Source organism: Lentzea sp. NPDC037011, assembly GCF_055607425.1.
This window is the reverse complement of the sequence record NZ_JBVJRT010000003.1, coordinates 365153-391684: the sequence shown is the minus strand read 5'-3', so window position 1 is coordinate 391684 and position 26532 is coordinate 365153. Positions and strand designations below refer to the sequence as shown.

General features: G+C 71.2%; 25 protein-coding genes. 6 read left to right on the top strand and 19 right to left on the bottom strand.

Translation table 11 applies throughout. The features are described 5' to 3' along the window. Position 1: 1 nt before the first annotated feature. Positions 2–631 (top strand): hypothetical protein, encoded by a 630-nt coding sequence (locus tag ACZ7CH_RS10360; RefSeq protein WP_470373652.1) that lies wholly within the window; start codon positions 2–4, stop codon positions 629–631. Positions 632–872: 241 nt separating this feature from the next. Further along, positions 873–1268, top strand: a complete 396-nt coding sequence (locus tag ACZ7CH_RS10355) for a hypothetical protein (protein ID WP_470373651.1) — start codon at positions 873–875, stop codon at positions 1266–1268. Positions 1269–1324: 56 nt separating this feature from the next. Here the strand turns inward: ACZ7CH_RS10355 and ACZ7CH_RS10350 are convergent, their stop codons facing one another. Continuing rightward, positions 1325–1597, bottom strand: coding sequence for a hypothetical protein (locus tag ACZ7CH_RS10350; protein WP_470373650.1), 273 nt, complete (start codon positions 1595–1597; stop codon positions 1325–1327). Between the two features lie 513 nt (positions 1598–2110). Here ACZ7CH_RS10350 and ACZ7CH_RS10345 point away from each other — a divergent pair. Then, on the top strand, positions 2111–2437 hold the full coding sequence (locus ACZ7CH_RS10345) for an MFS transporter (RefSeq protein ID WP_458431787.1): 327 nt from the start codon (positions 2111–2113) through the stop codon (positions 2435–2437). Between the two features lie 47 nt (positions 2438–2484). Here the strand turns inward: ACZ7CH_RS10345 and ACZ7CH_RS10340 are convergent, their stop codons facing one another. The 9 genes from ACZ7CH_RS10340 to ACZ7CH_RS10300 form a co-directional block, all read right to left on the bottom strand. After that, the gene (locus ACZ7CH_RS10340; RefSeq protein ID WP_470373649.1) at positions 2485–3060 is read right to left on the bottom strand and encodes an NADPH-dependent FMN reductase; all 576 of its coding nucleotides are present in this window, start codon (positions 3058–3060) and stop codon (positions 2485–2487) included. Positions 3061–3076: 16 nt separating this feature from the next. Next, the gene (locus ACZ7CH_RS10335) at positions 3077–3601 is read right to left on the bottom strand and encodes an NUDIX domain-containing protein (protein WP_458431785.1); all 525 of its coding nucleotides are present in this window, start codon (positions 3599–3601) and stop codon (positions 3077–3079) included. A gap of 90 nt (positions 3602–3691) precedes the next feature. Then, on the bottom strand, positions 3692–5005 hold the full coding sequence (locus ACZ7CH_RS10330; RefSeq protein WP_470373648.1) for an NtaA/DmoA family FMN-dependent monooxygenase: 1314 nt from the start codon (positions 5003–5005) through the stop codon (positions 3692–3694). Between the two features lie 2 nt (positions 5006–5007). Continuing rightward, positions 5008–5790, bottom strand: a complete 783-nt coding sequence (locus ACZ7CH_RS10325) for a creatininase family protein (protein ID WP_458431783.1) — start codon at positions 5788–5790, stop codon at positions 5008–5010. Then, positions 5787–6653: a beta/alpha barrel domain-containing protein gene (locus tag ACZ7CH_RS10320; RefSeq protein WP_458431782.1), complete on the bottom strand. Its 867-nt coding sequence runs from the start codon at positions 6651–6653 to the stop codon at positions 5787–5789. The genes ACZ7CH_RS10325 and ACZ7CH_RS10320 overlap by 4 nt, the downstream gene beginning before the upstream one ends. Further along, a complete protein-coding gene (locus tag ACZ7CH_RS10315; protein WP_458431781.1) occupies positions 6650–7219 on the bottom strand; it encodes a nucleoside 2-deoxyribosyltransferase in 570 nt (189 codons plus the stop codon). Before ACZ7CH_RS10315 ends, ACZ7CH_RS10320 begins: the two co-directional genes overlap by 4 nt. Before the next feature lie 226 nt (positions 7220–7445). Then, entirely contained in the window at positions 7446–8990 is a 1545-nt protein-coding gene (locus ACZ7CH_RS10310; RefSeq protein ID WP_470373647.1) for an MFS transporter, read from the bottom strand. A gap of 114 nt (positions 8991–9104) precedes the next feature. Beyond that, complete coding sequence (locus ACZ7CH_RS10305; RefSeq protein ID WP_470370422.1) at positions 9105–9482, bottom strand: winged helix-turn-helix transcriptional regulator; 378 nt, start codon at positions 9480–9482, stop codon at positions 9105–9107. Positions 9483–9593: 111 nt separating this feature from the next. After that, complete coding sequence (locus ACZ7CH_RS10300) at positions 9594–9893, bottom strand: hypothetical protein (RefSeq protein ID WP_458431778.1); 300 nt, start codon at positions 9891–9893, stop codon at positions 9594–9596. Between the two features lie 279 nt (positions 9894–10172). Here ACZ7CH_RS10300 and ACZ7CH_RS10295 point away from each other — a divergent pair, with 279 nt between their 5' ends. Continuing rightward, positions 10173–11045, top strand: a complete 873-nt coding sequence (locus ACZ7CH_RS10295; RefSeq protein ID WP_470373646.1) for an SDR family oxidoreductase — start codon at positions 10173–10175, stop codon at positions 11043–11045. Positions 11046–11073: 28 nt separating this feature from the next. After that, positions 11074–11580, top strand: a complete 507-nt coding sequence (locus ACZ7CH_RS10290) for an LLM class flavin-dependent oxidoreductase (protein WP_470373645.1) — start codon at positions 11074–11076, stop codon at positions 11578–11580. Positions 11581–11973: 393 nt separating this feature from the next. Here the strand turns inward: ACZ7CH_RS10290 and ACZ7CH_RS10285 are convergent, their stop codons facing one another. Continuing rightward, the gene (locus tag ACZ7CH_RS10285; protein WP_470373644.1) at positions 11974–12348 is read right to left on the bottom strand and encodes a DUF6927 domain-containing protein; all 375 of its coding nucleotides are present in this window, start codon (positions 12346–12348) and stop codon (positions 11974–11976) included. A 69-nt stretch (positions 12349–12417) separates the two neighbouring features. Here ACZ7CH_RS10285 and ACZ7CH_RS10280 point away from each other — a divergent pair, with 69 nt between their 5' ends. Beyond that, a complete protein-coding gene (locus ACZ7CH_RS10280) occupies positions 12418–12843 on the top strand; it encodes a nitroreductase family deazaflavin-dependent oxidoreductase (protein WP_470373835.1) in 426 nt (141 codons plus the stop codon). A 40-nt stretch (positions 12844–12883) separates the two neighbouring features. On the opposite strand, the gene ACZ7CH_RS10275 is transcribed toward ACZ7CH_RS10280, so the two are convergent. The 8 genes from ACZ7CH_RS10275 to ACZ7CH_RS10240 all read right to left on the bottom strand — a co-directional run bounded on the left by ACZ7CH_RS10275 (position 12884) and on the right by ACZ7CH_RS10240 (position 26499). Further along, positions 12884–14305 carry a cellulose binding domain-containing protein gene (locus tag ACZ7CH_RS10275; RefSeq protein ID WP_470373643.1) on the bottom strand — a complete coding sequence of 474 codons (1422 nt, stop codon included), beginning with the start codon at positions 14303–14305 and terminating at the stop codon, positions 12884–12886. 162 nt (positions 14306–14467) lie between these two features. Then, the gene (locus tag ACZ7CH_RS10270; protein WP_470373642.1) at positions 14468–15775 is read right to left on the bottom strand and encodes a jacalin-like lectin; all 1308 of its coding nucleotides are present in this window, start codon (positions 15773–15775) and stop codon (positions 14468–14470) included. A 161-nt stretch (positions 15776–15936) separates the two neighbouring features. Further along, complete coding sequence (locus ACZ7CH_RS10265; protein WP_458431772.1) at positions 15937–16599, bottom strand: NADPH-dependent F420 reductase; 663 nt, start codon at positions 16597–16599, stop codon at positions 15937–15939. 317 nt (positions 16600–16916) lie between these two features. Next, on the bottom strand, positions 16917–18929 hold the full coding sequence (locus tag ACZ7CH_RS10260; RefSeq protein WP_470373641.1) for a cellulase family glycosylhydrolase: 2013 nt from the start codon (positions 18927–18929) through the stop codon (positions 16917–16919). Between the two features lie 24 nt (positions 18930–18953). Then, entirely contained in the window at positions 18954–20435 is a 1482-nt protein-coding gene (locus ACZ7CH_RS10255; RefSeq protein WP_470373640.1) for a glycoside hydrolase family 43 protein, read from the bottom strand. A gap of 3 nt (positions 20436–20438) precedes the next feature. Beyond that, positions 20439–22478 carry an alpha-galactosidase gene (locus ACZ7CH_RS10250; RefSeq protein WP_470373639.1) on the bottom strand — a complete coding sequence of 680 codons (2040 nt, stop codon included), beginning with the start codon at positions 22476–22478 and terminating at the stop codon, positions 20439–20441. Further along, positions 22475–24463, bottom strand: a complete 1989-nt coding sequence (locus ACZ7CH_RS10245) for a beta-galactosidase (protein WP_470373638.1) — start codon at positions 24461–24463, stop codon at positions 22475–22477. The genes ACZ7CH_RS10250 and ACZ7CH_RS10245 overlap by 4 nt, the downstream gene beginning before the upstream one ends. After that, positions 24460–26499, bottom strand: coding sequence for a glycoside hydrolase family 31 protein (locus ACZ7CH_RS10240; RefSeq protein ID WP_470373637.1), 2040 nt, complete (start codon positions 26497–26499; stop codon positions 24460–24462). The genes ACZ7CH_RS10245 and ACZ7CH_RS10240 overlap by 4 nt, the downstream gene beginning before the upstream one ends. Between the last annotated feature and the right edge of the window lie 33 nt (positions 26500–26532).

Sequence of the window (26532 nt, the reverse complement as noted above, 5' to 3'; positions counted from 1 at the left end):
CATGAATGTGACACGGCAGCCGATCCGCCTGTCCGGCGAGGTACGAGTGTCCTACCACCAGTTCTTCATGCTGGACGAAGGCTTCTACCCCGAGGACGGCGGTCGGCTGTCGTGGCACAGCAACGGACTGGCCACCACAGCGTCAGGACTGCTCGGCATCAACGCCGGCATCCACACCGGGCCCGTCGAACTCGTAGTAGAGCGCCACACGGACCCGCCGGAGCCGGATCTGGACGCCTGGGAAGACGTCGTCGAGGTCTCCCTCGACGCACCCGCAGGAGCACTTCGAGTCAGCGCGCTGATGGACGACATCCCCGGACAACTCCGCACACCCGCGACCGAGACCGCCGGTCGCTACAGGGCTCGCGTTCACGCCACCGGACGCGACTCCGCCGTCGATGAATCCAGCCTCGACATTCTCGAGCACTACCTCATCCAACTGTGGCCAGACACCGGCGATCGCGCCGCGGAACTCCTCAAAGGGGCAAGCCGATACGGAACACAACGCCGTAAGGCATGTGGAATGGTTCTGTCCGGCCGATCGATGCCGGCGACAATCAACGAGGCGGCACCAAACTGGCAGGATTCTACGGCCAGAACCGCATCCTGGACAACGATGCGTTCTACGTGAACGTCATGTCCGGCTAAAGTGATCGGCACAATCTGGGCTTGCCCGCACACGCGGCAAGAGCTGCGGGCAAGCCCAGGCCACCTGATCGAACAACAGCGACAAGAGGGTGTGCCGTGCCGGGGCTACTGGGTCACCACGAGCTGATCACCGTGCCCGCCCACCGGTTGCTCACCGTGCGCGACCAGGACAACGAGCCGGCACAGGTCTCGACGAGGCCATCACACACGCCCAGGCGACCATCGTGGCGTCGACCGGCTATGAGCTGGTGATCAACTGTGCGCAGGACCTGCTGCCGGTGTCCGCACGCCTCGAGACGTGGTCCGCACCCCCTGAGGGAGCCGACGAAGGCGGCTGGTCGAAACCCCAGCTGTTCGAACTCGGGTGCCCGAGTGGCCTGCTCGTCCTCAGCTCCCCCACCGGCGACGCACTCGACGCGCAATTGCCGGCGGGACCAGGTATCTACGCGCTCGAGGTCACCTATCAGGCACGCGAACAAGCCCTCGCAGCACGGCAGGAGATCCTCGAACACGAGGACATCGCTGTCCACAGGGAAGCCCTCGTCACCGCACAGCCAGGCGGCTTCGAGCGGTACCGGATCCGAATGTGGCTCTCCGCGGCCTTGCCCGACGACGAGTAAAGCACGGCGCAACACCAGCTTCGCTGCTTCGGCACCGAACCGGAAATCGATGAGCCTTACCTGCGCTGACGCCGCACGAAACGGCTCATCACCGCTCCCACCGTCAGTGCTGCGCCGGCAACGACCGTGATCGCTGCCTGCCCCCAGAGGATCTCGGCGGCGTTGTACGGTGTCGGCGACAGAACATTAGCGGCGGGGACGCGATCGCGGACGGCAGCAGAGACCGACAAGGCCACACTGGCCACAGCCGCAGCCACCATGAGATCGGGCCACCGACGCCGCAGCGCCCACAACGCCATCACGGCCACCCCTGCGAACCCGACGATCACCGACTTGATCGGATCACCTGGGTACGCAGCGGGCCACTGCCCCCATCCGCCGGCAAGAAACCGGGTGGGACCCAGCCACGTGCTCGGCGATTCCCATCGGACGAAGCCCGTCGTAGAAGCTGAGCATGTCGATCCACCCGGCTACCCACGCGATCGCTCCCGCGCTGAGAGGAACCAGCGAATCGAAGCCGGCAGCATGCCGTCAGTCGGAACAACCCGGGACCGCGTAACAAGTACCGGAGCGGCAGCTGCCACCAGTACGACAGACACGCACCACAACGCGGCAGCTCGCCAAGAAGGATACGACGTCAGCGAAACGTCGAAACCAGTGTTCGCTGACGGTGTGAAAACAGCCATCCCGAGGCCCCACAACGCCACAACCGACAGGCCGAAGACCAAACCAGGGAAGGCCCGTTTCAGATCCGCTGACACAACGGCACAGTACAACGCCCTTCTGGTCCATCGACCCATCCGCCGACAGGTATCCGACGACTTGCTCGCTCAGTCCTCGCGGTGCCAGTCGGCCCCGCCTGGCTGGTCGTGCCGATCTTCTTCGCCGTCGCGTCGCTCGGGTTCGTCCTCGGTCCGGCCACGGCGCTCGCGCTCGACGCCGTGCCGCAGGCCGCGGGCACCGGGTCGGCGGTGCTGGGCGCGTCGCAGTTCGGGCTCGCCGCTGTCGTGTCACCGCTGGTGAGCGCGAGGGAGGGGCACTCGGCGGTGCCGATGGCGGTCACGATCGCCGTGCTCGCCACCATCGCGGCGGGCTTCTGCGCCTTGCTGGGACGTGCGGCCCGCCGCGCCGACGTGCCCGAGGCGGAGCTCCAGCCCGCGCGGACCTGAGCCGCGCCGGGGAGCGGGCGGGCATCCGTGCCCGCCCGCTCCCGTTGTCATGTCGGCATGGGAACACCGGCCTTCCTCGCCGTGCGCAGTGCACGCGCCCACCACGTCAGCTCGGCGAGCATCGTGTCCGCCGCGGCGTCAGCGATCTCCTCCTCCTTGGGCAGGCCGTCGGCTGTGAAGCACTTCTTGGCGCCGTGGAAGGACACCGTCTCCCGGACCGTCGTCGCGTACAGCTCGGCGAACACCAGCCGCAGGGACTCGACGGCGCGCAGGCCACCGGAAAGACCGCCATAGCAGACGAACGAGACGGCCTTGCGGTACCACTCCTGGTTGACGCTGTCGATCGCGTGCTTCAGCAGGCCGGGCGCGCTGTGGTTGTACTCGGGGGTCACCACCACGAACGCGTCGGACGCCGCCACGGCGTCGACCCACACCAGGTTGCGCCCCGGCTGCTCCCAGTGCTCGGGGGTGAGCACGTCCTGGAGGTCGAGGTGGGTGACGTGCAGGTCGGGCCGCCGCAGGGCGCGGGAGTGCACCCACGAGCTCACGACCGGGGCGAACCTCCCCTGTCGCAGGCTCCCGTTGACGATGGTGACGCGGATGGGGCTGTCGTCGTCTTCCATGGGCAACATCGCTCCCTCAGCTCAGCACGCTGATGGTCAACTGGTCGCTGTCGAGGTCGTCCTCCAGCACCCGCGCGGGAGTGCGGACGACACCCGCGTCGGAGAGGATGCGCCGGTCGGTGGAGTGCAGCCGGACGTGGTCGGGACCCGCCTGGACCACACCCCCTCCGTTGTCACCGACGAAGCCCGCCGGCAGGCGGTAGCTCCCCTCGGCCAGGTGGGCCGACAGCAGGACGTGGTAGCGCGGAGTGCCCGGCCAGTCGGCGATGATCTCGTAGGTGCCGATGCCGGTGACGCACGAGACCGGGACCTCGATGCCGGTCTCCTCCGCGCACTCGCGCACCGCCGCGGCCTTGGCCGCCTCGCCCAGCTCGATGACGCCGCCGGGGAGCATCCAGCGGCCGGCGAACGGTCCGCCCTTCTGGCGGACGAGGGTCGGCCTGCCGTCCTCACCGAGGACGACGAGCACCGCCACCGGGATGATCCCGGTGTAGCGCGCGGACGTCCGCCAGTCCGCCGGGCTGGTCAGATGAGTGGTCACTGTTCTCTCGCTCTCGGAAGTCCCGTGATCGACCTCCTGCCGGCCGGGCACGGTGTCGGACGGACGGAGGAGCGGCGGGACGAACGGGCATCAGAACTCGCGCAGGCGCTGCTTGAGCGTCTGGCCGGGCGTGTACGCGCTGCGCGCCAGGCCGCGGCGTTGCAGGGCGGGGACCAGGCCGTCGGTCAGGTCGGCGATGAAGCGGCGGTTGAGGCGCAGCAACGGGGTGGTGAGCATGAACCCGTCGCCGCCGACCTCCTCCATGACCTCACCCATCCGCGCCGCCACCGAGTCCGGCGTGCCGATCAGCTCCACAGAGGACACGAGGCCGCCCGCGTTCTCCGTGACCAGCTGCCGCAGCGTCTTCCCGCTGCCCCACTGCTGGAACTGGTCGAGGGTGCCCTTCTCCCCGTTGGTCTCCAGCTTGTGCGGCAACGGCTCGTCCAGCGCGAACTGCGCGAAGTCGATCTGGGTCAGAGCGGAGACCTGCACCAGCACGTCGGCGATGAAGTCGTCGTTGTCGACCATGCGCTGGTGCTTCTCGCGCGCATCCTGCTCGGTCTCGCCGACGGTCGGCGTGACGCAGAACAGGACCTTGATCTCGTCGGGGTCCCTGCCCGCGGCCTCCGCGTGCTTGCGGATGTCGTCGCGGAAGGCCTTCATCTCCGCCGGGCCGTTGGCGATGGCGATGACCGAGTCGGCGTTTCGGGCGGCGAAGGCCCGTCCCCTCGGCGACGCGCCCGCCTGCACGAACGCGGGCCGGTGCTGCGGCGACGGCACGGTGTTGAGGGGGCCGCGGCTGGAGAAGTACTTGCCGCGGAAGTGGATCGGGCGCACCTTGTCCGGGTCCGCGTAGACGCCCTTCTCCCGGTCGCGCACGACCGCGTCGTGGTCCCAGGACGCCAGCAGCTGCTTGACCAGGTCGACGTACTCGTCGGCCATCTCGTAGCGCTGCTCGCGGCTGGGCAGCGCGTCCAGGCCGAAGTTCTGCGCGGCCAGGTCCTCCGCGCTGGTGACGATGTTCCAGCCGAACCGGCCGCCGAGCAGGCTGTCCATCGTGGACGCCAGGCGCGCGGTCATGAACGGCGGGTAGGCCAGTGTGGACAGTGTCGCGACGATGCCCAGCTCCGTGGTCGACTTCCCCATCACGGCGGCCAGCGGCACCGGGTCGTGCTTGGGCGCGATCGCGGCCTGGCGCAACGCCGCCGCGGCGCTGCCGCCGTAGGTCTCCGGGACCATCAGCTTGTCCTCGATGATCACGTAGTCCAGGCAGGCGCGCTCAAGCGCCTTGGCGATCTCCATGTAGAACTCGCCGTCCCAGGTGTCACCGCCGGAGCCGAACTGGCCGCGCCAGTCGTCGGTGGTGAAGTTGAGGATGAAGGCGAGGTGGAACGTGGAGGCCATGCTCACTCCTTGTCGAACGGTGGTTGCCGGCGGACGAGCCCGAAGCCCTCTGCCACCGACTTCGCGGCACGCGCGCTCACGTGCTCGAAGAGGAGGGCACCGGACTCCGCGCTGGCACCGGAGGTGCGGCTGAGCACACCGCGGGTGCTCGCCCTGGAGACCTCCAGCGGGTGGACGTAGATCCCCGCGGGCGGCGGGGTGTCGTGGTCGGGCCGCACCTCGCGCACCAGGTCGGGCCGCAGGTGCAGCATCAGGCTGGTCTCGGTGTGCCCGGCGTGCTCGGCGTGCCAGCCGGGGAAGCCCTCGACGTGCTCGCGCGCCCACGCGTCGTCGACCAGGCTCCACCAGCTGAAGACCTGCACCTCGCGGTCGGACAGCGCACCACCGGGACGCGTGGCGTCGTCGACGGCGTCGAGCAGCAGCGCCTCGTTCTCGAAGTGCCCGTTGAGCACCACCAGTCGCGCCAGCGGCAGCTCCGCGATCGAGCGCAGCACCTCGCGAACGTAGGAGATCAGCTCGGCGCCGGAGGCGTAGAGCGTGCCGGGGAAGGCCAGTCCGCCACCGCTCTGCGGCAGCGAGCGCGCCGCGATGTCCAGCGTGGGCAGCAGCAGGCCGTCGACCCGTTCGGCCAGCTCGGCAGCGAACGCCTCGGCCAGCACGGAGTCGACCGACAGGGGCAGGTGGGGACCGTGCTGCTCGGTGGAGCCGATGGGCCAGATGACCGTCGCGCCCGCCAGCGCCTCGTGCACCTCGGCGCTGCTGAGGTCCGCGAAGTAGCGGCTCACACCACCACTCCGTCCGGCTCGTGCTCGACGACGCCCGCGACGATGGCGGCGAGCGTGGAGTACATGTCGGTGTGCAGCGCTGTGTAGACCTGGGTGACCGTCGCCCCGACCGCCAGGTACTCGCGCACGTCGTCGGCCGTGGCGATGCCGCCGATGCCCAGGATCTCCGCGCCGACACCAGCCCTGCGCAGGGAGTGGATCGCGGCCAGCACGAGCGGCTTGATGCCGGGACCCGAGTAGCCGAACACACCGCCCAGCTCCAGCTCGCCCGCGACGGACACGGCCGCGGCCGGGATGGTGTCGCTGATGCTCAGCGCGTCCGCACCGGCGTCGAGCGCGGCCTTGGACCGGTCGCGCAGGCTTTCGCCGATGGCCAGCTTCACCGCGAACGGCAACGACGTCGCCGCGCGCACGGCGCTGGTGTAGGCCGCCACCCGCTCCGGTGTGTCCTCCAGCCCGTCCTCCTCGTTCAGGCAGGAGATGCCCAGCTCCAGCGCGCGGCACCCGGTCTGCTCGACCTGTGCGGCCAGCTCCGCTAGCTCGGCCGGGCTGTCGGCGTGCAGGGAGGCGATCACGGGCAGGTCGTCCTCGGTGAAGCCGCGCAGGTGTCCCAGCCACTCCCCGACGGAGCGCTTGGAGTAGGTGGTGCTGTTGATCATTCCGGTGGGCAGCCTGAGGATGCGCTCGTCGAGGTCGCGCGGCGGGCTGGGGTGGATGGTCTTGGTGACCACCGCGCCCGCGCCGGTGGCGATGAGCCGCCGGATGTTGCGGGCCTGGTCCGTCAGCAGACCCGAGCCCACGACGACCGGGTTCGCCAGGTCCATGCCGAGCACGCGCGCGGTGGAGCCGCTGCGGGGGCTCACCGGCCCGCCACCGGGGTCTTCACCGCGACGGCGGAGGACCGCACGGCCTCGCGCTGGCGCGTCGTGGCCCGCAGCACGGCCTCGACCAGCAGGAACGGCGCGCGGGTGAACCGGTCGAGGTCGAGCACCTGCACGTTGCCGATGCGGTGCAGCCCCTTGAGCAGGTGGCTGGCCGACTCGACGATGGGCTGCCGGGTGACCAGCACGATCGGCCGCCCGAGGGCGGTGGCCCAGCCCAGCTCGATGTGGGTGCCGTCGGTGCGCATCAGCTCCTCGTCGGAGGTGGGCAGCACGGGGATGAAGACGTCGCACTTGGACATCCAGCGCAGATCCCGCGCCGACACCTGCTCGGGGCTGAACGCGGCGGTCCGCGCCCCGAACTCCTCGACGGTGTGCGCGGAGAAGATCGTGCCGCCCTGTCCGCGCAGCGTCTCGATCGCCAGGGAGATCGCGCTGCGCAGGTGCCCGGTGAACCCGTCGGGGCGGATGGCGTGCTGGATGGGACCGCCGACGAATAGGTCTAGACCAGTGAGCGCGGAATGTGGTGGGTGCTGCTCGGTCAGCATTTGTTCGCCCTTCGAGGTTGCGATGTCGAGAAGAATGGGAATGATCTGTCGACAAAGTTCGCGGCGACGGCTTTCAGCAATCAGTATCCGGCGCGAATAATCCGCGCCGGCACCTCCGATCGGGTGACTGTTCAGAGCCTAAACAAAATGCCTCGAAAAAGAATCGTGCGCGCGCCGAAAAACCGCGCGACAACGCGCGGGTGTTGTCCGGGCGACCGGTCGGACCTCAGTCGGGCGGGTCCTCCCCGGCGGACGGCGGCCGCAGCAGCACCGCCACGGCGGCGGCGATCACGAGCAGCACCGCCGCGGCACCGCCGACGGCCACGCGCACGCCGGTGTCGAACGCGGACTCGGCGGCGGTCGTCAGCGCACCGGCATCGGCCTGCGACAAGGTCGCCGCGACCTCCTGGGCCCCATTGACGGAACTGCGCGCGACGTCGCCCTCGCCCTCGGAGAGGAACGGCGGTGTGGTCAGGCTGAACCGGTAGACGACCGCCAGCACGCTGCCGAGCAGCGCCACGCCCATTCCCGCGGACAGCTCGAAGGACGTCTCCTGGATGGCGGCGGCCTCACCCGCGCGCTCGGGTGCGACGACGGCGGTGATGGAGTCGGCGCCGGAGGTCATGATGATGCCCGCGCCGAAGCCGGAGACCACCAGCACGCCGACCAGCGCGGGGTACCAGGTGGTCAGCGGGCTGGCCGCGAAGAAGGCGAGCGCGGCGGCGAACGCCGTGAGCGCGCCCGTCATCGACCAGCGGCTGCCGAACCGGTCGGCGATCCGCGGTGCGAGCGTGGCCCCGAGCGCGTTGGCCACGGCCAGCGGCACGATCGCCGCCCCGGCCTGCAACGGCGTGAACTCGCGCGCCTGCTGGAACCACTGCATGAGCAGGAAGAGCATCGCCACGTAGGAACCGAACGCACCGAACACGGCGATGATCGCGACGCTGAAGCGGCGGTTGCGGAACAGTTCGAGGTCCAGCAGCGGCTGGTGCAGCCGGCGTTGCCGCAGCACGAACCACACCAGCACCGCGATGCCGGCGACGCCGCCGGCGAGGGTGAACGGCGTCAGCCCGCCGGGGGCGGTGGCCTCCTTGAGCCCGTAGGCGAAGCCCGCGAGCCCGACCACCGACAGGACGACGCTCAGCGGGTCCCACGGCCTGGGCTCGGGGTTGGAGGACTCGGGGATGACCAGGGCGCCGACGACGAGCACGACGACCACGACGGGGACGTTGACCAGGAAGACCGAGCCCCACGGGAAGTGCTCGACGAGCGCGCCGCCGATCAGCGGCCCCAGGGTGGTGCCCACGCTGTGCGCGGCGGTCCACAAGCCGATCGCGAAGGCGCGCTCGCGGTCGTCGGGGAAGACGTTGCGGATGATGGCCACGGTGGCGGCCATGATCAGTGCGGTGCCGAGCCCGAGCACGGCGCGCGCGGCGATCAGCAGGCCGATCGACGGCGCGAACGCCGCGGCCAGCGAGGCCAGGCCGAACAGGGCGAAGCCGGTCAGCGCCACCCGGCGCCGCCCGATCTTGTCGGCCAGGGTGCCGCACACGATCAGGAAGGCGGCGACGGTCAGCGAGTAGACGTCGACGATCCACAGCAGTCCCGGCCCGCTGGGGTCGAGGTCGCGGGCGAGCGCGGGCACGGCGACGTGCAGGACCGTGAGGTCCAGGCCGGCCAGCAGCAGGCTCGTGCACAGCACGGCCAGGACCAGCCACCGCCGGTGGTGCTCGCTTTTGGCTTGGGAACGTGTGGAGGGCTTGAGACTCACTGACCCTTTGTCTACTTATCGTAACGCAGAGTCAAGCAGTGAACACGCTGTGTCATAGTGACAAGCTGTATACCTTTGCGGGCAGCGGCGATCCACGTTGCAATATGATCTCCGTCATATTTCGGCGGACTCCGTCACCGCCGCCGGTCGCGCGCTGTCCCGGTACTGCGCACCCCAGCTGTCGAGCTTGTCGACAAGCTCCCGCAGCGACTCGCCCAGTTCGCTGACGGAGTACTCCGTCCTCGGCGGCACCTCCGCGTACACGGCCCGCGTGACCAGTCCGTCGGTTTCCAGCTCCTTCAGCTGCCGGCTCAGCATCCGCGGTGTCACCGACGGCAGCATCTTCCGCAGCTCGCCGAATCGGAGCGTTCCGTCCAGCAGGTACTTCAGGATCAGCATTTTCCATTTTCCGCCGATCACCACGAGCGCCACTTCGACGTTGCACAGCTCGGGCATCTCGTCGATGTTCTCCCGAATTCTCACCTGTCTCACGGAGTGGAATTCTACGGCACCGCCGAGAATCGGGCAAATGAGACGAGCTTGATTTCGCGGCGGTTTACCTGGTGACAATCGACCCGAAACATTCGTGGTGACCCCGCCGGGTCAGTCCGCGTCGAGGTGCCGGCGGCGCGCGGCGGCACGGCCCGCGTAGCGGACCCCGCGGTTGGCGGCCTTCACCCAGCCCTGCCACTCCTTGTGCGCGGAGCGCTCCTGGGTCCGTGCGCAGCAACGCCACGGGGAGGCGATCCCGGTGACCACCGCCCAGCGGCACCGGGTACCCGTGTGCTCCCGCGGCGGGAGCGGGGGGAGGTCGCACGACCCGTGCCGGTGGTCGTGCAGGGGCAGGCCACCGTGCTCGCGGTGCCGCACCCACGCCGGTTTGGTCTTGTCCGTGCGGGACATCTCGTTCCTCCGGAACCAGCCACCCGTGCTCCCGGACCCTCCGGGCGGGCGGCTAAGGCATCCGCCGCACCACGACCACCTTCTTCTTCTGCGCTGTGGCGGAACGACCCGTGCCGCCCGCTCCTCGCACGGTACCGAACCGGCGAACTCGCCGAGGTCGGCCGCGCGGGCGATCTCGTGAACGGCGTGACGGCCCTGGCCTGCCGGCAGCCGCCGGAAGCGGAGACCTGACCGTCTCGTGGCTGAAGACCGGCGTCAGCGTTGCCGCGGTGCCGTGCGGTGCAGCAGCCGGTGGACGCGGCGCACCGACGCCAGCCGTTCCTCGCCGTTGAGCGCGAGCGCCCGCACCACCGGGTCGTCCGGGCCGCGTCGCCTGCGGATCTCCGCGAGCCGGAGCGCGCGAACCTGCCCGACACGGTCGAGGTCGTGCAGGGCGACCTCGCCGACCGCGAGGCCGTTGCCGCCGTGCTGAAGGGCGTCGACTCGGCGTTCTACGTCTCGCCGCACGAGGCCAACGAGATCGAGATCGCCACGATCTTCGGCGAGGAGGCCCAGCGCGCGGGCGCCCGTCTCGCGTTCGGCGGCTTCCACGTCGAGGACCCGGAGGCGCGCGCGGGAGCGGCCCAGGCGATGCCGGACTACACGGGGAAGCTGCGGCTCGCGGCGTTCCTGGCGGGCACCGACACGCGGCCGGCCATGTTCAGCCTCACCAACTTCGACCAGAACGACGAGGTCTTCCGCGCCGACATCGAGGCGGGTGTCCACCCGACGCCGCTGCACGCCAGGGGCGTCAACCGGATCGACCTGCGCGACGCCGCCGAGGTGATCACCCGCGCGCTCGTCGACCCCGGCTTCGCGGCCGGCAGCTACCAGTTGCTGGGACCGGAGTCGTTGAACGGCGAGCAGAGTGCCCAGATCTGGGCCGAGGCGCTCGGCCGCGAAGTCGTCTACACCGGGAACGACCCCGAGTGGCGCAAGGCGTTCGGGCGCAGGCTCTCCGGCCAGAAGCTCATCGGCTGGATCCACAGCTTCGAGCTGCTCAGCGCGGGACCGATCCTGACCGACCCGGCCCAGGTCGCGACCATGACCGAGCTGCTCGGCCACGCGCCGCGCTCCCTGCGCGACTACGTGCGCGACTCGGTGAACCGCTGATGCCCGCACCGACGGCGGCAGGAGCGTCGTGAAGATCGGCTCCACGCTGCCGCAGGCGGGCACGGCCGCCCGGCAGGTGCAGCGGGCGGGCCGCTACGCGAGCGAGGGCGAACGGCTCGGAGCGGACAGCCTGTGGGTGATCGACCGGCTGCTCGCGCCGGTCGCCCCCACGGCGGGCCACAACGGCGCCGACACGTTCCCGGACGAGTTCCGCGCGGTGCTCGACCCGTTCGTGCTGCTGAGCGTTGCCGCCACGGCCACGGAACGGGTGCTCATCGGCAGCAACGTCCTCAACGCGCCGTGGTACCCGCCGGTGGTGCTCGGCCGCGCGCTCACGTGCCTGGACGTGCTCAGCGACGGGCGCCTCGTGCCGGACCTCGGCATCGGCTGGTCACCGGACGAGTTCACCGCGGTGAACGTCGCGATGTCCGAACGCGGCAGCCGCCTGGACGAGACCCTGGACGTGCTGGACCAGCTCTGGACCCCCGGCCCTGCCGAGTACCGGGGCAGGCGTCGACGCCTCGGTACGGGTTGAACCCTGAGCGGGATCGGGACGATCGATTCGCGGGGGGCTGGAACGGTGGCCCTCCTCCGCCGCCGCAGCCCTACGCCTACGGATCTCGGCGCGTTCGCCGACGTCGAGGATGCGGATCGACCTCGCGTGGTTGACCTTGCCGTCCACCCGTGGTGAGAGCGTGCGGCGCACGTCGTAGACCGCCCAGGGCACCGCGGCCAGCAGCGTCTCGAACTGGTCGAGCACCTCGGCGGTGCAGTTGATCTGCAGCAGTCGTAGTTGTGTCGCACAGCGCTGGTGCGCGGGTCAAGGCGATGCCCGCTTCAGCGCCTCCGCTGAGCTCCGCGGGTCATCGCCTCCCGCGCCGTCGTGAGAGACCGGTCATCGGCCCGAGGATGTCCGTTTCTCGACCGGTCAGCTCGAAGCCTGAGCTGGCTCGATCTCCCACCGGAGCTCGTGTGCCCAGTCGGCACCAAGGCGGCAGGGGAACTGAGTGCCATCGTCAGTGATGGCCATCCATCCGAAGCTCCGACCGGTCGAGCTGAGGCACTGAAACCGTGACGCTTCCAGCCCGTTGTGTAAACGCAGCGGGCCGTTCAGCTTGATCGTCGTACCGACCACGACGTCCTTCAGACGCTGGCGCACTTCCGATCGTCTGGTGAGCCGGTTGCGGCACTTCGCACGCCACTCCAACGCGTACTCGTTGGTCGTGGGGCTGAGTGCGTCGAGGACCTTGGCCGGGGCGCTAGCTACTGCCCTCCCGGTCCGGCAGGACGCCGCGCAGTCCACGAACGTACAGTTCTCCGCTCGCTGGCCTGCGAGGGAACAGAAGTTGCCGCAGAATCGTTGATCGTGGACATGGCAGACGTGAAGCTCAGCCCCACTGAGTGGGTGCGGGACCAGACGGCGAAGATCCTGGAGACGGGTACCACCGAGGGCATCAAGGTCGCCGGCAGGCCGATCGTGCTGCTGACGGTGCGCGGCGCCAAGAGCGGCCAGCTGCGCTACACCCCGGTTATGCGCGTGGAGCACGACGGCAGCTACGCGGTCGTGGCCTCGAAGGGCGGCGCGCCCGAGCACCCGGCGTGGTTTCACAGCCTCAAGGCGTACCCCGAGATCAAGCTGCAGGACGGGACCGTGACGAAGGACTTCGTCGCGCGCGAGGTAGACGGCGACGAACGCGCCCAGTGGTGGGAGCGGGCCGTCGCGGCCTACCCGCCCTACGCCGAGTACCAGACCAAGACCGACCGGCAGATCCCGGTGTTCGTGCTCGAAGCGAAGTGACGCGCGGGCGGTCCCGGTGTCGCGGGACCGCCCGCCTCCGTCACCAGGTGATGCCCAGCCCGGCGAGGAAGTCGCCGAGCTTCGTGGCGATCAACCGGTGGTCGCGGGCGGAGAAGTGCCAGTCGCAGCCCAGCCGGTCGATGGCGGGGTCGGCGAAGTTCCAGTGGCGGACCCGGCTGTCGCCCTGGGCCGTGCGCTCCTGCACGACCTGGCGTGCGGCGTCGGCGAACACCCCGGACGCCTCCGGGACGCCCACGACGATCTCCGTGCCGGCGCCGTAGCGGGTCCGCAGCTTCGCGAGGAACCCGAGGTAGGCGCTCTTGTAGGCGGTGACCAGGCTCTCCTGCGTCGGCCACTGCTCACCGGGGTTGAGCGCGGTGGAGAAGTCGTTGGTGCCCAGGCCCACCACGACGACCTTCGGCTGCCAGCTCGGGGGCTTGACCCACACGTCGCCCTCGACGTGCAGCAGCGCCCGGTCGTAGTAGGTGCGGTAGCTGGTGCCCGGCTGGCCGCCCGCGTAGTTGCGCACCATGCCGCGCCCGGAGAACGCGTTGATCTGGTAGTCCGCGTTCAGCGCGCGAGCCGTGAGCGCACCGAAGCTGATGTCGGAGTTCGTGTTGCGGTCGACGCCGCCGTTGGCGGAGCAGTCCCGCGTGGTCGAGAGGTTGCCGTAGCCGGCGGTCAGCGAGTCGCCGATGAACTCGATCTGCCTGCTGCGCGCCGCCGGCCGGTCGAGCACCACGCCGCCGTTGGCCGCGACGAACCCGCCGAACTGCCCCGCGGCGTACGTGCTCTCCGTGCGCTTGACGAGCCGCACGCGGTGCTCGGCGTTGCTGAGCCCGCCGACCTGGTGCGTGACCCTGCCGGGCTTGACCAGCGTGGCCACCGTCGTGCCGTCGACCTGCACGTCGTAGTCGTTGACCGCGTCGTTGAGCACCACACCCACGCCGGTGCCGCGGAACCGGCCCTCGAAGTAGACACCGGGCCAGGTGTACTGGCCGGTGGCGGTGACCCGGCCGGCGGTGTGCGCCTGCGTCAGCGGGTCCGGCGCGGGCGTGTCCCCCGTGCAGGCGGTGCCGTTGAGCGCGAACCCGGTGGGAGCGGGCGTGGTGGCGCCGGTGGCGACGAAGCCGACCCCGGCGGTGGCACCGGTGCCGATGCGGGCGTTGTAGCCGGTGTCGGTGACGGTCACCTGGGCACCGGACTGCCGCACGGTCCCGTTCCACAGCTGCGTGACGGTCTGCCCGCCGCCGAACGACCACGTCAACTGCCAGCCGTCGACGGCGTCACCGAGGTTCGTGACCTCCGCCGAGGCGATGAACCCGCCCTGCCACTCGTTGGTCACCTGGTAGACCACCCGGCACCCGGCTGCGGCACCGGCCGCCGGCGCACCGGCGGAGAGGACGGCCGCTGTCATCGCGGCGGTGAGGACGGCGGCTGCCGTCGGCTTCAACCGGTGCACTTGCTCTCCTCGTTCGGCCGTCCACTGCGGACTGTGCGGGAACGCTCCCGGAACCTCGACCGTAGCGTCGAACGAGATCGAAAACGAGCCTGGCGGTGTTCGACGACGACCGGTCGAACCGGGTCGAAGCCGGACCTGCCGGCCGGTCGGACGACGCGTCGATCACCCGACGCGCGTGCAGACCACGCCCAGCGCGTCGACCTCGCTGCCCGCGCGGCCGTGGAAGCCCGCGATCTGGAACCCGGCCGGTGCCGTGTAGGTGACGGCGTTCGGTGTCTCAGTGCCGCCGGACAGCGTGCGGCCGGTGTTCGTGGTGAAGCGGGCGAAGAAGATCCGGGTGCGCCCGTCGTGTTGTCCGGAGTGGAGGGTCACCGACGTGAGGTGCTCCCCCGGTGCGAGGGTCAGCTGCTGAGCCGTGCCGCCGTTGCCGCCGTGGGTGAACGTCGTGCCGTCGGCGAGTGCGAGGCCCACCTGGTCGACCCGTGAGCCCGTGCGCAGGGTCAGCTGGGTCACCCGTTGCGCCGGCGGGACGGTGGCCACGTCGGTGAACGGAGTGCCGTGCGGGCCGCCCCACTGGTCGCTGAGCGACAGGGCCGGGTCGAGGGTCCACCGGAAGTCCGCCGCGATCGGGTAGTGGTCGGACAGCATCTTGTCGTCCGCGGTGCGGAAGGCGGCGTTCTCGTAGGCGTAGCGGGTGAGGCTGAGGGTGATGTACCGGTTGCCGCGGAACAGGACCTTGTCGACGACCTCGCACGCGTCGGTGACGTTCGCGTCGTCGCAGACCAGCGCCGGGCTGCCGGCCTCCGGCGGCACGCCACCCCGTTCCTCCTGCACCCACGCGTCGGTGAGGCCGTTGGCGGTGACCAGCTCGCGGATGTTGTCGCCGGCGCGGGTGTAGCGGGTGTTGGTGTCACCGGCGACCACGACGGCGTTGCCGGCGGAGTTCGCGGCGATGAACCGGGAGAGCTCGCTGATGTTGGCGCGGCGGGCGGCCAGGTCCGCATCGGTCGAGCCGGCGTTGGAGTGCACGTTGTAGAAGTCGACCAGCACGCCCTCGGCCAGCCTGGTGCGGGAGAAAGTGAAGCCCTTGGGCGTCAGGCAGTCCGTGCCGTTGCAGCGGTCCCACTTGTCGCGAACGAGGTCGGAGTACGGGTAGTTGGCGAGGGTGTTGAGGCCGTCGCCGAACGGGACGCCGCCGCTGGTGGGCGTGCGGAACGGGTGGGTGTTGTTGGCGTACAACGACGCGTGGTAGTTGAAGTCCTCCTGGACGTGCACGACGTCGTACGGCCGGATGCGCTGGCCGATGATCGGCGTGTTCACCCTCGGGTTGCCGCTGGACAGGCCTTCCGGCAGCCCGGCGACGTTGTAGCTGAGCACCGAGAACGTCCCACCGGCCGGCGCCGCCACGGCTGTGGCCGGGAGCAGCGCCGCCGCGACCAAGCCGGCGACGACGACAGTTCTGGTCAACACCTGCACGGCACCACTCCCGCCTCGCGATCGAGCACGACGCCGCGAGGCTAGAGCAACGCGAAGAAACTTCACATACCGTGGAGGTGACAACACCGCAACGAAGAACGGGAAACCGTCGAACGCGTCGAACGGCATTCGACGGTTTCCGTCCTAAGTGGACCTCAGATGACGAAGTCCGGCGTCCGCTCCCGGCTCGCGTCGGCCAGGGCCTTGGTGACCCCGTCGACGCCCTCGCGCAGGCCGTAGACGGGGGTTCCGGGCTGCTGGCGCCAGGACTCGTCGATGCCGCCCGCGTCGACCGTGTCGAACCCGAGCTCGTCGATCAGCGCGCGCACCTTCGCCTTCGCCGCCTCGTCGTCGCCGGCCACCGGCAGCGCCATCCGGTCGGGGGCACCGGCCGGGCGGGCCCGGTCGAGGATGTCGGCGGCGTAGGTGCCGTTGAAGGCCTTGACGACGGGGTGGCCGAGGTGGCGCTCGGTCCAGCGGCTCTCCGTGACCCCCTCGTCGAGGATCTCGGCGATCCGCCCGTCCCGCTGCTGCGGGTAGTAGTTGCCGGTGTCGATCACCGCGAAGCCCTCCGCCGCGTCGGCGAACAGGCCGGACGGCAGGTCGGGGATCGCCTTCAGCGGGATCGTGACGACGACGACCTCCGCGCCGCGGGCCGCCTCCTCGACCGCGACGGGCGTCGCTCCGGTCTCTTCGGCCAGCGCGGTGAGCGTCTGCGGGCCGCGGGAGTTCGCGACCGAGACGTCGTGCCCGAGCGCGGTCAGCCGCCTGGTGAGGTTGCCGCCGATGTTGCCGGCGCCGATGATGCCGATCTTCATGACAGGCCCTTCCAAGATCGATGGACCTGCACGTCAACACCCCGCCCCTCTCTCCTATTCCGCTCCCCGCCGAACCTCCCCGCCGAACTTCCCCACTCACACCACCGCCTCGTTCACCCCACTCCCGCTTCGTTCACCCCCACCCCCGGCCCGTTCACCTCTACCCCCGGCTCGTTCACCCCACCCCCGCCTCGTTCACCCACACGCCCCTCACGCGCCTCATTTCACCGCACGCGGGGAGCCTTCGTACTCCAGGACCGCACGAAAGGCCCCCGCGTGCGAACCGGGCAAGGGAGGGTGGGTGCGGAGAGTGAGGGTTAGGCGGGGGAGCCGGAGGCGGTGTCACCTGTCCTGGTGACGTGGTAGGTGACCTTGGCGCCGCTCCAGTAGTGGAACGTCAGCGTCACCCGCGCGCCGTCCCGCACGGCCGCGAAGAACTCCGCGGTCAGGCGGGTACGGGACTCCGAGTAGTTGGGGGTGAAAGCGCGGTCGTACTCCTTGAACGACGTCCAGTCGTGCGGGCCGGCGAAGGTGCCGTCGTCGTACTTCGCCTCCATGGTGGCGAGCTGGTCGCCGCGGAACGCGGTCGGGACGTCGAACGCCGCGGTCGAGCCGGTCGCGGCCGACAGCACCGGCGTGTCGTGCGTGATCACGTAGAACCGCCACGGCACGCCCTGCGAGAACCGGGCGGTCAGCACCGCGTTCGTGCCGTACCCGCGCGACCCGCCCAGCCTGGTCAGCGCGGCGGCCGTGAGGGTGAGCTGGTCGCCGGAGACCGTGTAGTCCCGGCCGCGGACCAGGGCGGTGTTCCCGTTGTGCAGGCCGGTGAACGCGGTGCCGTTCAGGTTGAGGGCGATCGTCCTCGCGGTGACGGGACTGGACTTCGCGAGGAACACCTGGTCGGTGAACGCCGTGCCGGAGCGCGTGGTCCAGCTCGACCTGATCTGCGCGTACAGCTCGGGATCGCTCCACTGGAACGACGTGCGGCCCAGGTGCTGGCCGTTGTCCCAGAGCATCGTGGTGATGTTCTTGGCCTTGGCGTAGTGGCCGAGCTGTTCGAAGAACTTGAGCTTCTCGCCCTGCTCGATGGTGCCGGTGTGCCGGTCGAAGCCCAGCAGGCCGTACTCGCCCAGCACCACCGGGATGCCGCGCGCGACCAGCGTGTCGTGCACGCGGTCGAACGAGTCGGTGAGGTCCTTCTGCGCGGTGGCGTCGAACCGGGTGCCACCGGCGACGTTCACGCTGAACGGCCAGTAGCCGTAGTAGTGCACGGTCGCGATCAGGTTGGGGTCGGCCAGGCTGCGGATCTGCTCCGCCAGCGGGTCGAGGTACTGCTGTTCGGACGAGGTGTGCAGGGACGGCAGGACGAGCAGGCGGGTGGCGTTGTTGCCACCGGAGCGGCGGACGACGCCGTGGAACGCCGCGTTCAGCTCGGCGTTGAGCGCGATCTCCTGCGGCTTGCCGGTGCTGCCGGTGAACTGCGGCTCGTTCCAGCTCTCGAACGCGAGCTTCGGCCCGTACGCGGCGAAGGCGCCCACCAGCTGCGTCCAGATCCGGGTGAACCGGTCGAGCACCTGGTCGTGCTCGGCGGGCATCCTCGACATCCACTGCCACGAGTCGTGATGGACGTTGAGCATCACGTACAGGTCGCGGGCCAAGGCCCAGCGCACGACCTCCTCGACACGGGCCAGGTACGCCGCCTCGACCGTGCCGTCCGGCCCGAGGTGCGCGCTCCACGTGACGGGGATGCGGATGCTCTTGAAGCCCTGCGCCTTCACGTTGTCCAGCAACGCCTCCGTGACCCGCGGGTTGCCCCACGACGTCTCGTCGGCGCCGGTCGAGTCGAGCGTGTTGCCGAGGTTCCAGCCCGGCTGCATCGCCGCGGTGTGCTGCGCGGCGCTGAGCTGCCTGCCGCCGTGCACGCACGTGACGCCGTTGAGCGAGAACGCCAGCGGCGCGGTGTTGGCGTGGTCCCAGCTGCCGGAGAAGCCGAACCGCGCGGTCGCCTGCGGTGCCAGCTCCGCGTTGTGCCCGGCGTTCGTGGCGGTGACCACCTCGTCGGGTGACTCGGTGACCGTCGCGTTCCAGGCGTGGCCCACCTGCTGGCCGGTCGGCCACTCCCAGCTCAGCCGCCACCCGTCGAGGGCGGGACCGAGGTTGGTGACGGCGACGTCGGCCGTGAAACCGCCGGGCCACTGGCCGGAGACCTCGTAGGTGACCCGGCAGCCCGGTGGTGCGGCGGCGGTCGCCGTTCCCGCGGTGAGTCCCGCGGACACCACGACGGCCACCACCGCACCGGCCAGCCTTCTCACACCGGTCGAGTTGAACATCAAGCGCCCCGCAATCGTCGTTGATCAGTCGAGCGGCTCGTAGTCGATCCAGTCGAGGTGGACGGTGCCGGTGGCGGCGTAGGCGCCGATGACCCGTCCGGTGAAACCGCCGGCCACCTCGGTCGAGAGGTACCGGCCGTCGAGCTCGGCGAGCGTGGTCGGGGTGCCGTCGGCCGCCTCGACGGCGAAGGAGACGGTGTCCGGGCCGGACCGCGCGTCGCGCAGCTCGCGCGCCTCGTCCACCCGCACCACGAGCACCACCGGCCCGGCCGGCACCGGCTGCACGGCCACGACCGTCCGGAGTGGACCGATGCGGACGTGCACGCGCACCTCGCCGGAGCCGGCCTCGACCTCGTAGTGGTGCTCCTCGTCGAGCCGCACCGCCAGCCCGCCGCTGCCCCGCTCCACGTCGACCAGTGCGCGGACCCGGCACGACCGGTGCTGCTGGCGGCGGCCGACGAAGACGACGGACGGGTCGTCCAGACCGGCGCCGCGGGCGTGCAGGGTCAGCCAGCCCGGCCGCACCTCGGTCGTGCAGTGCTCCTCGGAGCGGTCGCGCACGGAGATCCACGACGGCCGCAGCGCGCTGTCGTCGAAGTCGTCCCGGTCCGGCTCCACCGGTCCCGGTCGCAGCGGCCACGGCGGCGTGGCGGTCAGCGGGCCGGCCACCGGCCAGTCGTCGACCCAGCGCACCGGCGCCAGGAACGTCTCCCGGCCCAGCACGTGCCAGCCGGGGGTGCCACCGCCGGGCCGCACGCCCAGCAGCACCATCCACCACGACCCGTCCGGGCCCTGCACCAGGTCGGCGTGACCGGTGTTCTGGACCGGCTCGCCGGTGCCGCGGTGGGTCAGGACCGGGTTGGCGGGGCAGGGTTCGAACGGGCCGTCCGGGGCGGGACCGCGGGCGATCGAGACCGCGTGACCGCGTTCCGTGCCGCCCTCGGCGATGAGCAGGTACCAGAAGCGGCCGATCCGGTACAGGTGCGGTGCCTCCGGTGCCTTGGCCCGGTCGGTGCCGGACCAGAGCGGCTGCGGGCCGCCGAGGACGGTGCCGGTGGCGAGGTCGACGCGGTACTGGTGGACGCCCGCCATCGTGCACCAGCAGGTGCCGTCGTCGTCCCACGCCAGGTCCGGGTCGATGCCGTGCACGCCGGGCAGCGGGATCGGGTCCGACCACGGCCCCGCGGGGTCGGTGGCGGTGAACACCACCGTCCCGCCGCCGTGGCTCACGCTCGTGACGATCAGGTGGAACTTGCCGTCGTGGTGGCGCAGCGTCGGCGCGTAGATCCCGGCCGACGACGGCGTGTCCGCGGTCAGCAGCAGCTGGCTCGGCCGGTCCAGCGCGTTGCCGAGCTGCGTCCAGTGCACCAGGTCCCGGCTGTGGAACACCGGGACGCCCGGGAAGTACTCGAAGCTGGAGCACACCAGGTAGTAGTCCTCGCCGACCCGGCAGACGCTCGGGTCGGGGTACATGCCCGCGAGAACAGGGGTGGCGGCGCCGGTCACCGGTCACGCTCCCCGTGGGGTGAGGCGGTGGAGGACCGCGGAGGGGGCGGCGGGCAGCGTCAGGGAGAGCTCACCGGGCGACCACCGCACCTCCGCGGCGCTGTCAGCGGGGTAGAGCCGCTCCACGTCCACATCGGACAGTCCGGGGAACGGCAGCGTCACGGTGTCCGCGCCGCCGCGCCGCCAGACGGCCAGGTAGGTGGCGGACGGTGTGCTCAGCGCGAGCGCGAGCCACGGGTCCTCCCAGCCGGGCAGGCCGAGCGGCCAGGACGGCACCGCCCGCGGCAGGTCGGCGCGGATCGCCTTGTACACGGCCAGTGCTTCGTGGACGAGCGCTCGTGCCGGCGGGGTGAGGTCGGCGAGCTTGCCCGAGAGGTGGATGCGGCCGAGCAGTGCGCTCGTCAGGCCGAAGGCGACCTCGTCGAGCGAGTCCTCCGGTTGCGGGTAGGCCCAGACGGCGCTCTGCTCCGGGGTGATCGCGGTCGGCGCGGAGGCCGCGATCGGTGCGTAGCGGTCGTGGTTCTGCTGGTCGCTCGTGGACTGCAGCTGAAGCCGCGACAGCAGCGCGTGGTCGATCCGCATGCCGCCGGAGGCGCAGTTCTCCAGCACCAGGTGCGGGTGGCGGTCGAGGACGCCGTCGAGCCAGTCGAGGTGCGCCCGGTTGTGGCCGAGCAGGCCGTCCGCGGGACTCTCCTCCTCCTCCGCGCTCGTGCCGGAGCCGGGGTCGACGTTGTGGTCCAGCTTGAGGTAGCCGACGCCCCACTCGCCGACCAGCCGGTCCACCACCTCGTCGAGGTGGGCGCGGGCGGCCGGGTGGCGCAGGTCGAGGTGGTGGCGCCCGCAGTCGCCGACCCGCGTGCCCGAGCGGCGGAAGAACGCCTCGTCCGGCAACGACCGCGCGAGCGGGCTGCGCACCCCGATGACCTCCGGTTCCAGCCACAGCCCCGGCACCATGCCGCGGTCGCGGATTCGGTCGAGCACCTCGCCCAGCCCGCCGGGGAACCGGGTGCGGGACGGCTGCCACGCACCGACGCCGTCCCACCAGCTCTCGCCGATCTCGGCGTACCAGCCCGCGTCGATGACGAAGTACTCCGCACCGGCGTCGGCGGCGGCGTCGACCAGCGGCAGCAGCTTCGCCGTGGTCGGGTCGCCCATCAGGCAGTTCATGTAGTCGTTGAAGATGATCGGCAGGTCGTCGTGGTCGGTGTGCGGCCGCCGGGTGACGCGGCGGTAGCGGGTCAGCGCGGCGAACGCGTCGTCCGGCCCACCGCCGGCGCTGAACGCGAGCGCGACGGGCACGGTGCGGAACTCCTCCCCCGGTGCCAGCACCCGGTTCCAGCCGTGGTCGAGGTCGGCGGGCCCGGACAGCGCGACGTAGCCGCTGCCGTCCTGCTCACCGAGCTCCCACCGCCACCCTCCGCCGTTGTGCTCGACCTGCCACACCCACGAGCGGCCCGTCGCCCGGTCGGTGACGCCGCCCATCGGCAGGTGGCCGCAGCTGGACCAGACACCCCGCCCGGCGACGACCTCCGCTCCCTTGTGGCGGTAGTCGGGATGCCTGCCGTTGCGATCGGGCACCGTCAGGCGGGCGGGCTGCCGGCGCCACCGGCACTCCGCGAGCCAGTCGTTCTCCGCCCGCAGCACGTCGGCGGTGGCCAGCGGGCCGAGACCGCCCAGCACGAGGGAGGTGACGGACTCCAGCCGCAGCGGGGCGGTCCCGTCGTTGCGCACGAGGACTTCCCCGCGCACCACGGGAATGCCCTCGGGGGAACGGAGGGACACCTCCGCGGTCACGCCGCTCACCTCGTCGTGCAGCTCGACGACGACCCCCTGCCAGTCCTCTTCGGACAGTGCGCGGTGGCCGCGGTACCGCAGCCGTGCCCCGATGGCGGTGTCGACCAGGCGGCTGCTCGACCAGGTCCGGCCGTGGTCCGCCGTCGTGATCTCCACCAGCGGTGACGTGCTGCCGGCGTGGTGCACCCCGTCCTCGGTGACGTGCAGCTCGTGCTCGATTGCGGTGTGGCCCCAGCGGATCGTGGTCACGGCCGTCCTCCCCTCAGCACGGCGCACGCTCCGGGCGCCAGCGCGGTCAGCGGTCCACCGGTCAGCAGGTCGTGCGCGGTCTCCGGCAGCGGCACGCGTTCGGTGGTGTGGTTGAGCACCACGTGCCAACGCTCGTGCTCGCCCTGGCGGGTCACGGCCTCCACGCCGGGCGGCAGGCCGGGCAGCACGGGGCCGACGCCGGTGGCGTCCAGCAGCCGGGCGACCAGTGCCCGATAAGAAATGTCGTCAAGGCGGGTGGACAGGTACCAGCCCTCTCCCCCGCCGTAGCCGTAGCGGGTGAGCGCCGGGGAACCCGCGAGCGCGCCGTGGGCGTACTCGACGACCGCCTCGGCGCCCCGCGTGCGCAGCGACTCGCTCCACACCGTGCCGTGCGAGCCGTCGGAGAGGGTGATGCGCTCGTCCTGCCGCAGCGGCCGGTACTCCTCGACCCGGATGCCGAGGGCCGCGCGCAGCGGTGCGGCCGGGTAGCCGCCGAGCCGGGCGTGCGCCCGGTCGTCGACGACGCCGCTGAAGTGCTGCACCAGCAGCGTGCCGCCGCGGGCGACGTAACGCCGCAGGTTCTCCGCTCCCGCATCGGACAGCAGGTACAGCGCCGGGGCCAGCACGAGCCGGTAGCGGCCCAGGTCGGCCGTCGGGTGCGCGAAGTCGGCGACCACCCCGGCGTCCCAGACCGCGCGGTGGGCGGCCCGCAGCGCCGGGTGGTAGCCGAGGTCGGACGAGGGCAGGCCGTCGGCGTTCAGGGCCCACCAGGCGTCGGAGTCGTGCAGCACCGCCACCTGCGCGGTGACGGTCGAGCCCGCGAGCGGGGCCAGTCGCGCGACGGCCCTGCCCGTCTCGGCCACCTCGGTGAACACGCGGCTGTCCGGCCCGGCGTGCGGGACCATCGCCGAGTGCCACTGCTCGGCACCGGCCTTCGACTGGCGCCACTGGAAGAACAGCGCCCCCTCGGAACCGCGCGCGATGTGCCCGAGCGAGTGCCGCAGGACCTCACCGGGTTCCTTGGCGAGCACCCGGCCGTGGTCGTAGACGGTGCTGGTGCCCTGTTCCATCAGCAGCCACGGCCCGCCGCCGGCGAACGACCGGGCGCGGTCCGCGGCGAACGCCACGTCGGCGGCCGCGTCGAGACCCGGCCGGTCCGGGTAGTGGTCGACCGCCACCACGTCGACCTCACGGCCCAGCGCCCACAGGTCGACGTTCTGGTAGGCGGGCATCATCAGGTTCGTCGTCACCGGCCGGTCGCTGTGCGCGCGGATCGCGTCCCGCTGCTCGGTGTAGGCCGCGACCACCTCGTCGGAGAAGAACCGGCTGAAGTCGAGCGTGTGGCCGGGGTTGCGGTGCCACTGGGTGGCGCGCGGCGGCAGGACCTGCTCCCAGCTGCCGTAGCGCTGGCTCCAGAACGCCGTCCCCCACGCCTCGTTCACCGCCTCCAGCGAGCCGTGGCGGGCCCGCAGCCACACCCGGAACGCGGCGGCGGTGTGCTCGCACCAGCACAACGTCATGTACTCGTTGTGCACGTGCCACAGCGCCAGCGCCGGGTGGTCGCCGTAGCGCTCGGCGAGCGCGGCGGCGATCCGGCGGGCGGCGGCGCGGTAGGCGGGCGCGGTGAGGCAGTAGGTGTCCCGGCTGCCGTGCACGAGCCGGGTGCCGTCCTGGGTGACCGGCAGTGCGTCCGGGTGCGCGAGCGTGAACCACGGCGGCGGCGAGGCGGTCGGCGTGGCCAGGTCGACCGCCACACCGCCTGCGTGCAGGCGGTCCAGGTGCGCGTCCAGCCAGCCGAAGTCGTAGCGGCCCTCCTCCGGCTCCAGCAGCGCCCAGGAGAACACGCCGACCGTGGCCAGGTTGACCCCGGCCTGCCGCATCAGCTCGTCGTCCTCCTTCCACACCTGCTCGTCCCACTGCTCGGGGTTGTAGTCGCCGCCGAACGCGAGCCCGCCGAGCCGGTAGGTCAGCCGGCGTGCCGTCATGCGCCCTCCTCGCGCACCGGCAGCACCGCGCCGTCGCGCAGGAACAGCGGGATGCGCTCGATCGGCGCCGCGACGGTGACCGTGCGGCCGCCCTCGTGCTCCTCGCCGGTCCACGCGTCGGTCCACCGCGCGCCCGCGGGCAGGTGCACGTCGCGTTCCCGCACACCCGCCTCGGTGACCGGGGCCACCAGCAGGTCGGGGCCGAGCAGGAACGCGTCCTCCACCCGCCACGCCGCCGGGTCGTCCGGGAACTCCAGGAACACCGGCCGCATCGGCGGGACACCGGTCCGCGCCGCCGTGCGCATCTGCTCCAGCACGTAGGGCCGCAGGCGTTCCCGCAGCCGCAGGTGCGCGGCGAGGACCTCGTAGGCCTGTTCGCCGTAGGACCAGACCTCGTTGGCCAGACCGGTCATCGCGGGTTCCAGCACCTGTTCGGAGCCGCGGAAGCCGTGCAGCCGGAACAACGGGCAGAAGGTGCCGTACTGGAACCACCTGACGAGCACCTCGCGGTAGGCGGGGTCGTCCGGGTCGCCGCCGTGGAACCCGCCGATGTCCGTGGTCCACCACGGGATGCCGGACAGCATCACGTTCAGCCCGGCTTTGATCTGGGCGCGCAGCGTGGCGAAGTCCGTGCCGATGTCACCGGACCACAGCGCGGCGCCGTAGCGTTGCGCGCCCGCCCACGACGACCGGTTGAGCGAGATGACCTCGGTCTCCCCGGCCGCTGTGAGTCCGTCGTGGACGGTGCGGGCGTTCTCGCGCGGGTAGAGGTTGCCGACCTCCAGGCCGGGACCGGCGTGGTAGCGCAGGTTGTACTGGTGGCCGGGCTTGAGCTCGGGTTCGCCGGCGTCCAGCCAGAACACCTTGATCCCGAGGTCGTGGTAGCCCTGCCGGATGCGGTCCCACACGTACTCGCGCGCCCGCGGGTTGGTGGCGTCGTAGAACGCGACCTGCGCGGAGTAGGCCCCGAGCCCCTTGTCCGGCCAGTCGGCGTGCGCCATCGGCCCGAACTCCGTGCCGATGAACAACCCCTGGTCCAGCATCGGGTGGTAGGTCTCGCTCGCCGGGCTCACCGACGGCCACACCGACACCATGAGCTGGACGCCCATCTCACCGAGCTCGCGCACCATCCCGGCCGGGTCGGGCCACTCTGCGGGGTCGAACCGCCACTCGCCGAGGTGCGTCCAGTGGAAGAAGTCGCAGACGATCACCGACAGCGGCAGCCCGCGCCGCTTGTACTCGCGTGCCACGGCCATCAGCTCGTCCTGGTCGCGGTAGCGCAGCTTGCACTGCCAGAACCCGGCCGCCCACTCGGGCAGCTCGGGCGCGTGCCCGGTGGCGTCGGCGTAGGCGCGCAACACGTCGGCGGGCTGCCCCGCGGTGACCCAGTAGTCGATCTGGCGGGCGCTGTCGGCCACCCAGCGGGTGCCGGTCTCGGCCAGCTCCACGCGGCCGATCGCGGGCGAGTTCCACAGCAGGCCGTAGCCGCGGTCGGAGACCAGCAGCGGGATGGTGACCTCGGCGTTGCGCTGCACCAGGTCGATGACGGCGCCCTTCTGGTCCAGCAGCCCGTGGGTGTGCTGCCCGAGCCCGTAGAGGCGTTCGCCGGGGTAGGCGCGGAACCGCTGTTCGAGCCGGTGGTAGCCGTTGCCCGTCGCGGTCGCGAGCCGCGGTCCCGGCCACCAGAAGTGGGCGGGCTGTTCGGCGAGCAGCTCGCTGCCGTCCTCCGTGCGCAGGAACGTGAGCGAGCCGGCCGACGCGCCCAGCTCGGGGGTGAGCTGGCCCTCGGTGTGCGCGTCCACCCTGACCGTGATCCGGCCGTTGACGAGGGTGGCCCGGTGCTCGGTGATCTCGACCTCGGCCGCGCCGCCCTCCGGTGGCGCGTCCAGCAGCGCACCCGGCAGGCCGTCCAGCAGCGGGCCGCCCGGGGTGGCCCTGACCCGGACGGCGTCCGGGCCCCAGGCCTCGACGCGCACGGTCTCGCCCTTGGCCCGCCATTCCAGTGCGGTGCCGAGGTCTCGGAAGTGGTGGGGCATGCGGGAGCTCCCTCGCGTTCGTGAGTGAGGCGG

Excerpts from the sequence above, each read along its gene's own strand:
- ACZ7CH_RS10265 (WP_458431772.1), bottom strand. The coding sequence starts at position 16,599 with ATGAAGATCGGCATCATCGGCGCCGGCAACATCGGCGGCAACCTCACC.
- ACZ7CH_RS10240 (WP_470373637.1), bottom strand. The coding sequence starts at position 26,499 with ATGCCCCACCACTTCCGAGACCTCGGCACCGCACTGGAATGGCGGGCC.
- ACZ7CH_RS10315 (WP_458431781.1), bottom strand. The coding sequence starts at position 7,219 with ATGCTGACCGAGCAGCACCCACCACATTCCGCGCTCACTGGTCTAGAC.
- ACZ7CH_RS10340 (WP_470373649.1), bottom strand. The coding sequence starts at position 3,060 with ATGGAAGACGACGACAGCCCCATCCGCGTCACCATCGTCAACGGGAGC.
- ACZ7CH_RS10300 (WP_458431778.1), bottom strand. The coding sequence starts at position 9,893 with ATGTCCCGCACGGACAAGACCAAACCGGCGTGGGTGCGGCACCGCGAG.
- ACZ7CH_RS10245 (WP_470373638.1), bottom strand. The coding sequence starts at position 24,463 with ATGACGGCACGCCGGCTGACCTACCGGCTCGGCGGGCTCGCGTTCGGC.
- ACZ7CH_RS10330 (WP_470373648.1), bottom strand. The coding sequence starts at position 5,005 with ATGGCCTCCACGTTCCACCTCGCCTTCATCCTCAACTTCACCACCGAC.
- ACZ7CH_RS10280 (WP_470373835.1), top strand. The coding sequence starts at position 12,418 with ATGGCAGACGTGAAGCTCAGCCCCACTGAGTGGGTGCGGGACCAGACG.
- ACZ7CH_RS10360 (WP_470373652.1), top strand. The coding sequence starts at position 2 with ATGAATGTGACACGGCAGCCGATCCGCCTGTCCGGCGAGGTACGAGTG.
- ACZ7CH_RS10260 (WP_470373641.1), bottom strand. The coding sequence starts at position 18,929 with ATGTTCAACTCGACCGGTGTGAGAAGGCTGGCCGGTGCGGTGGTGGCC.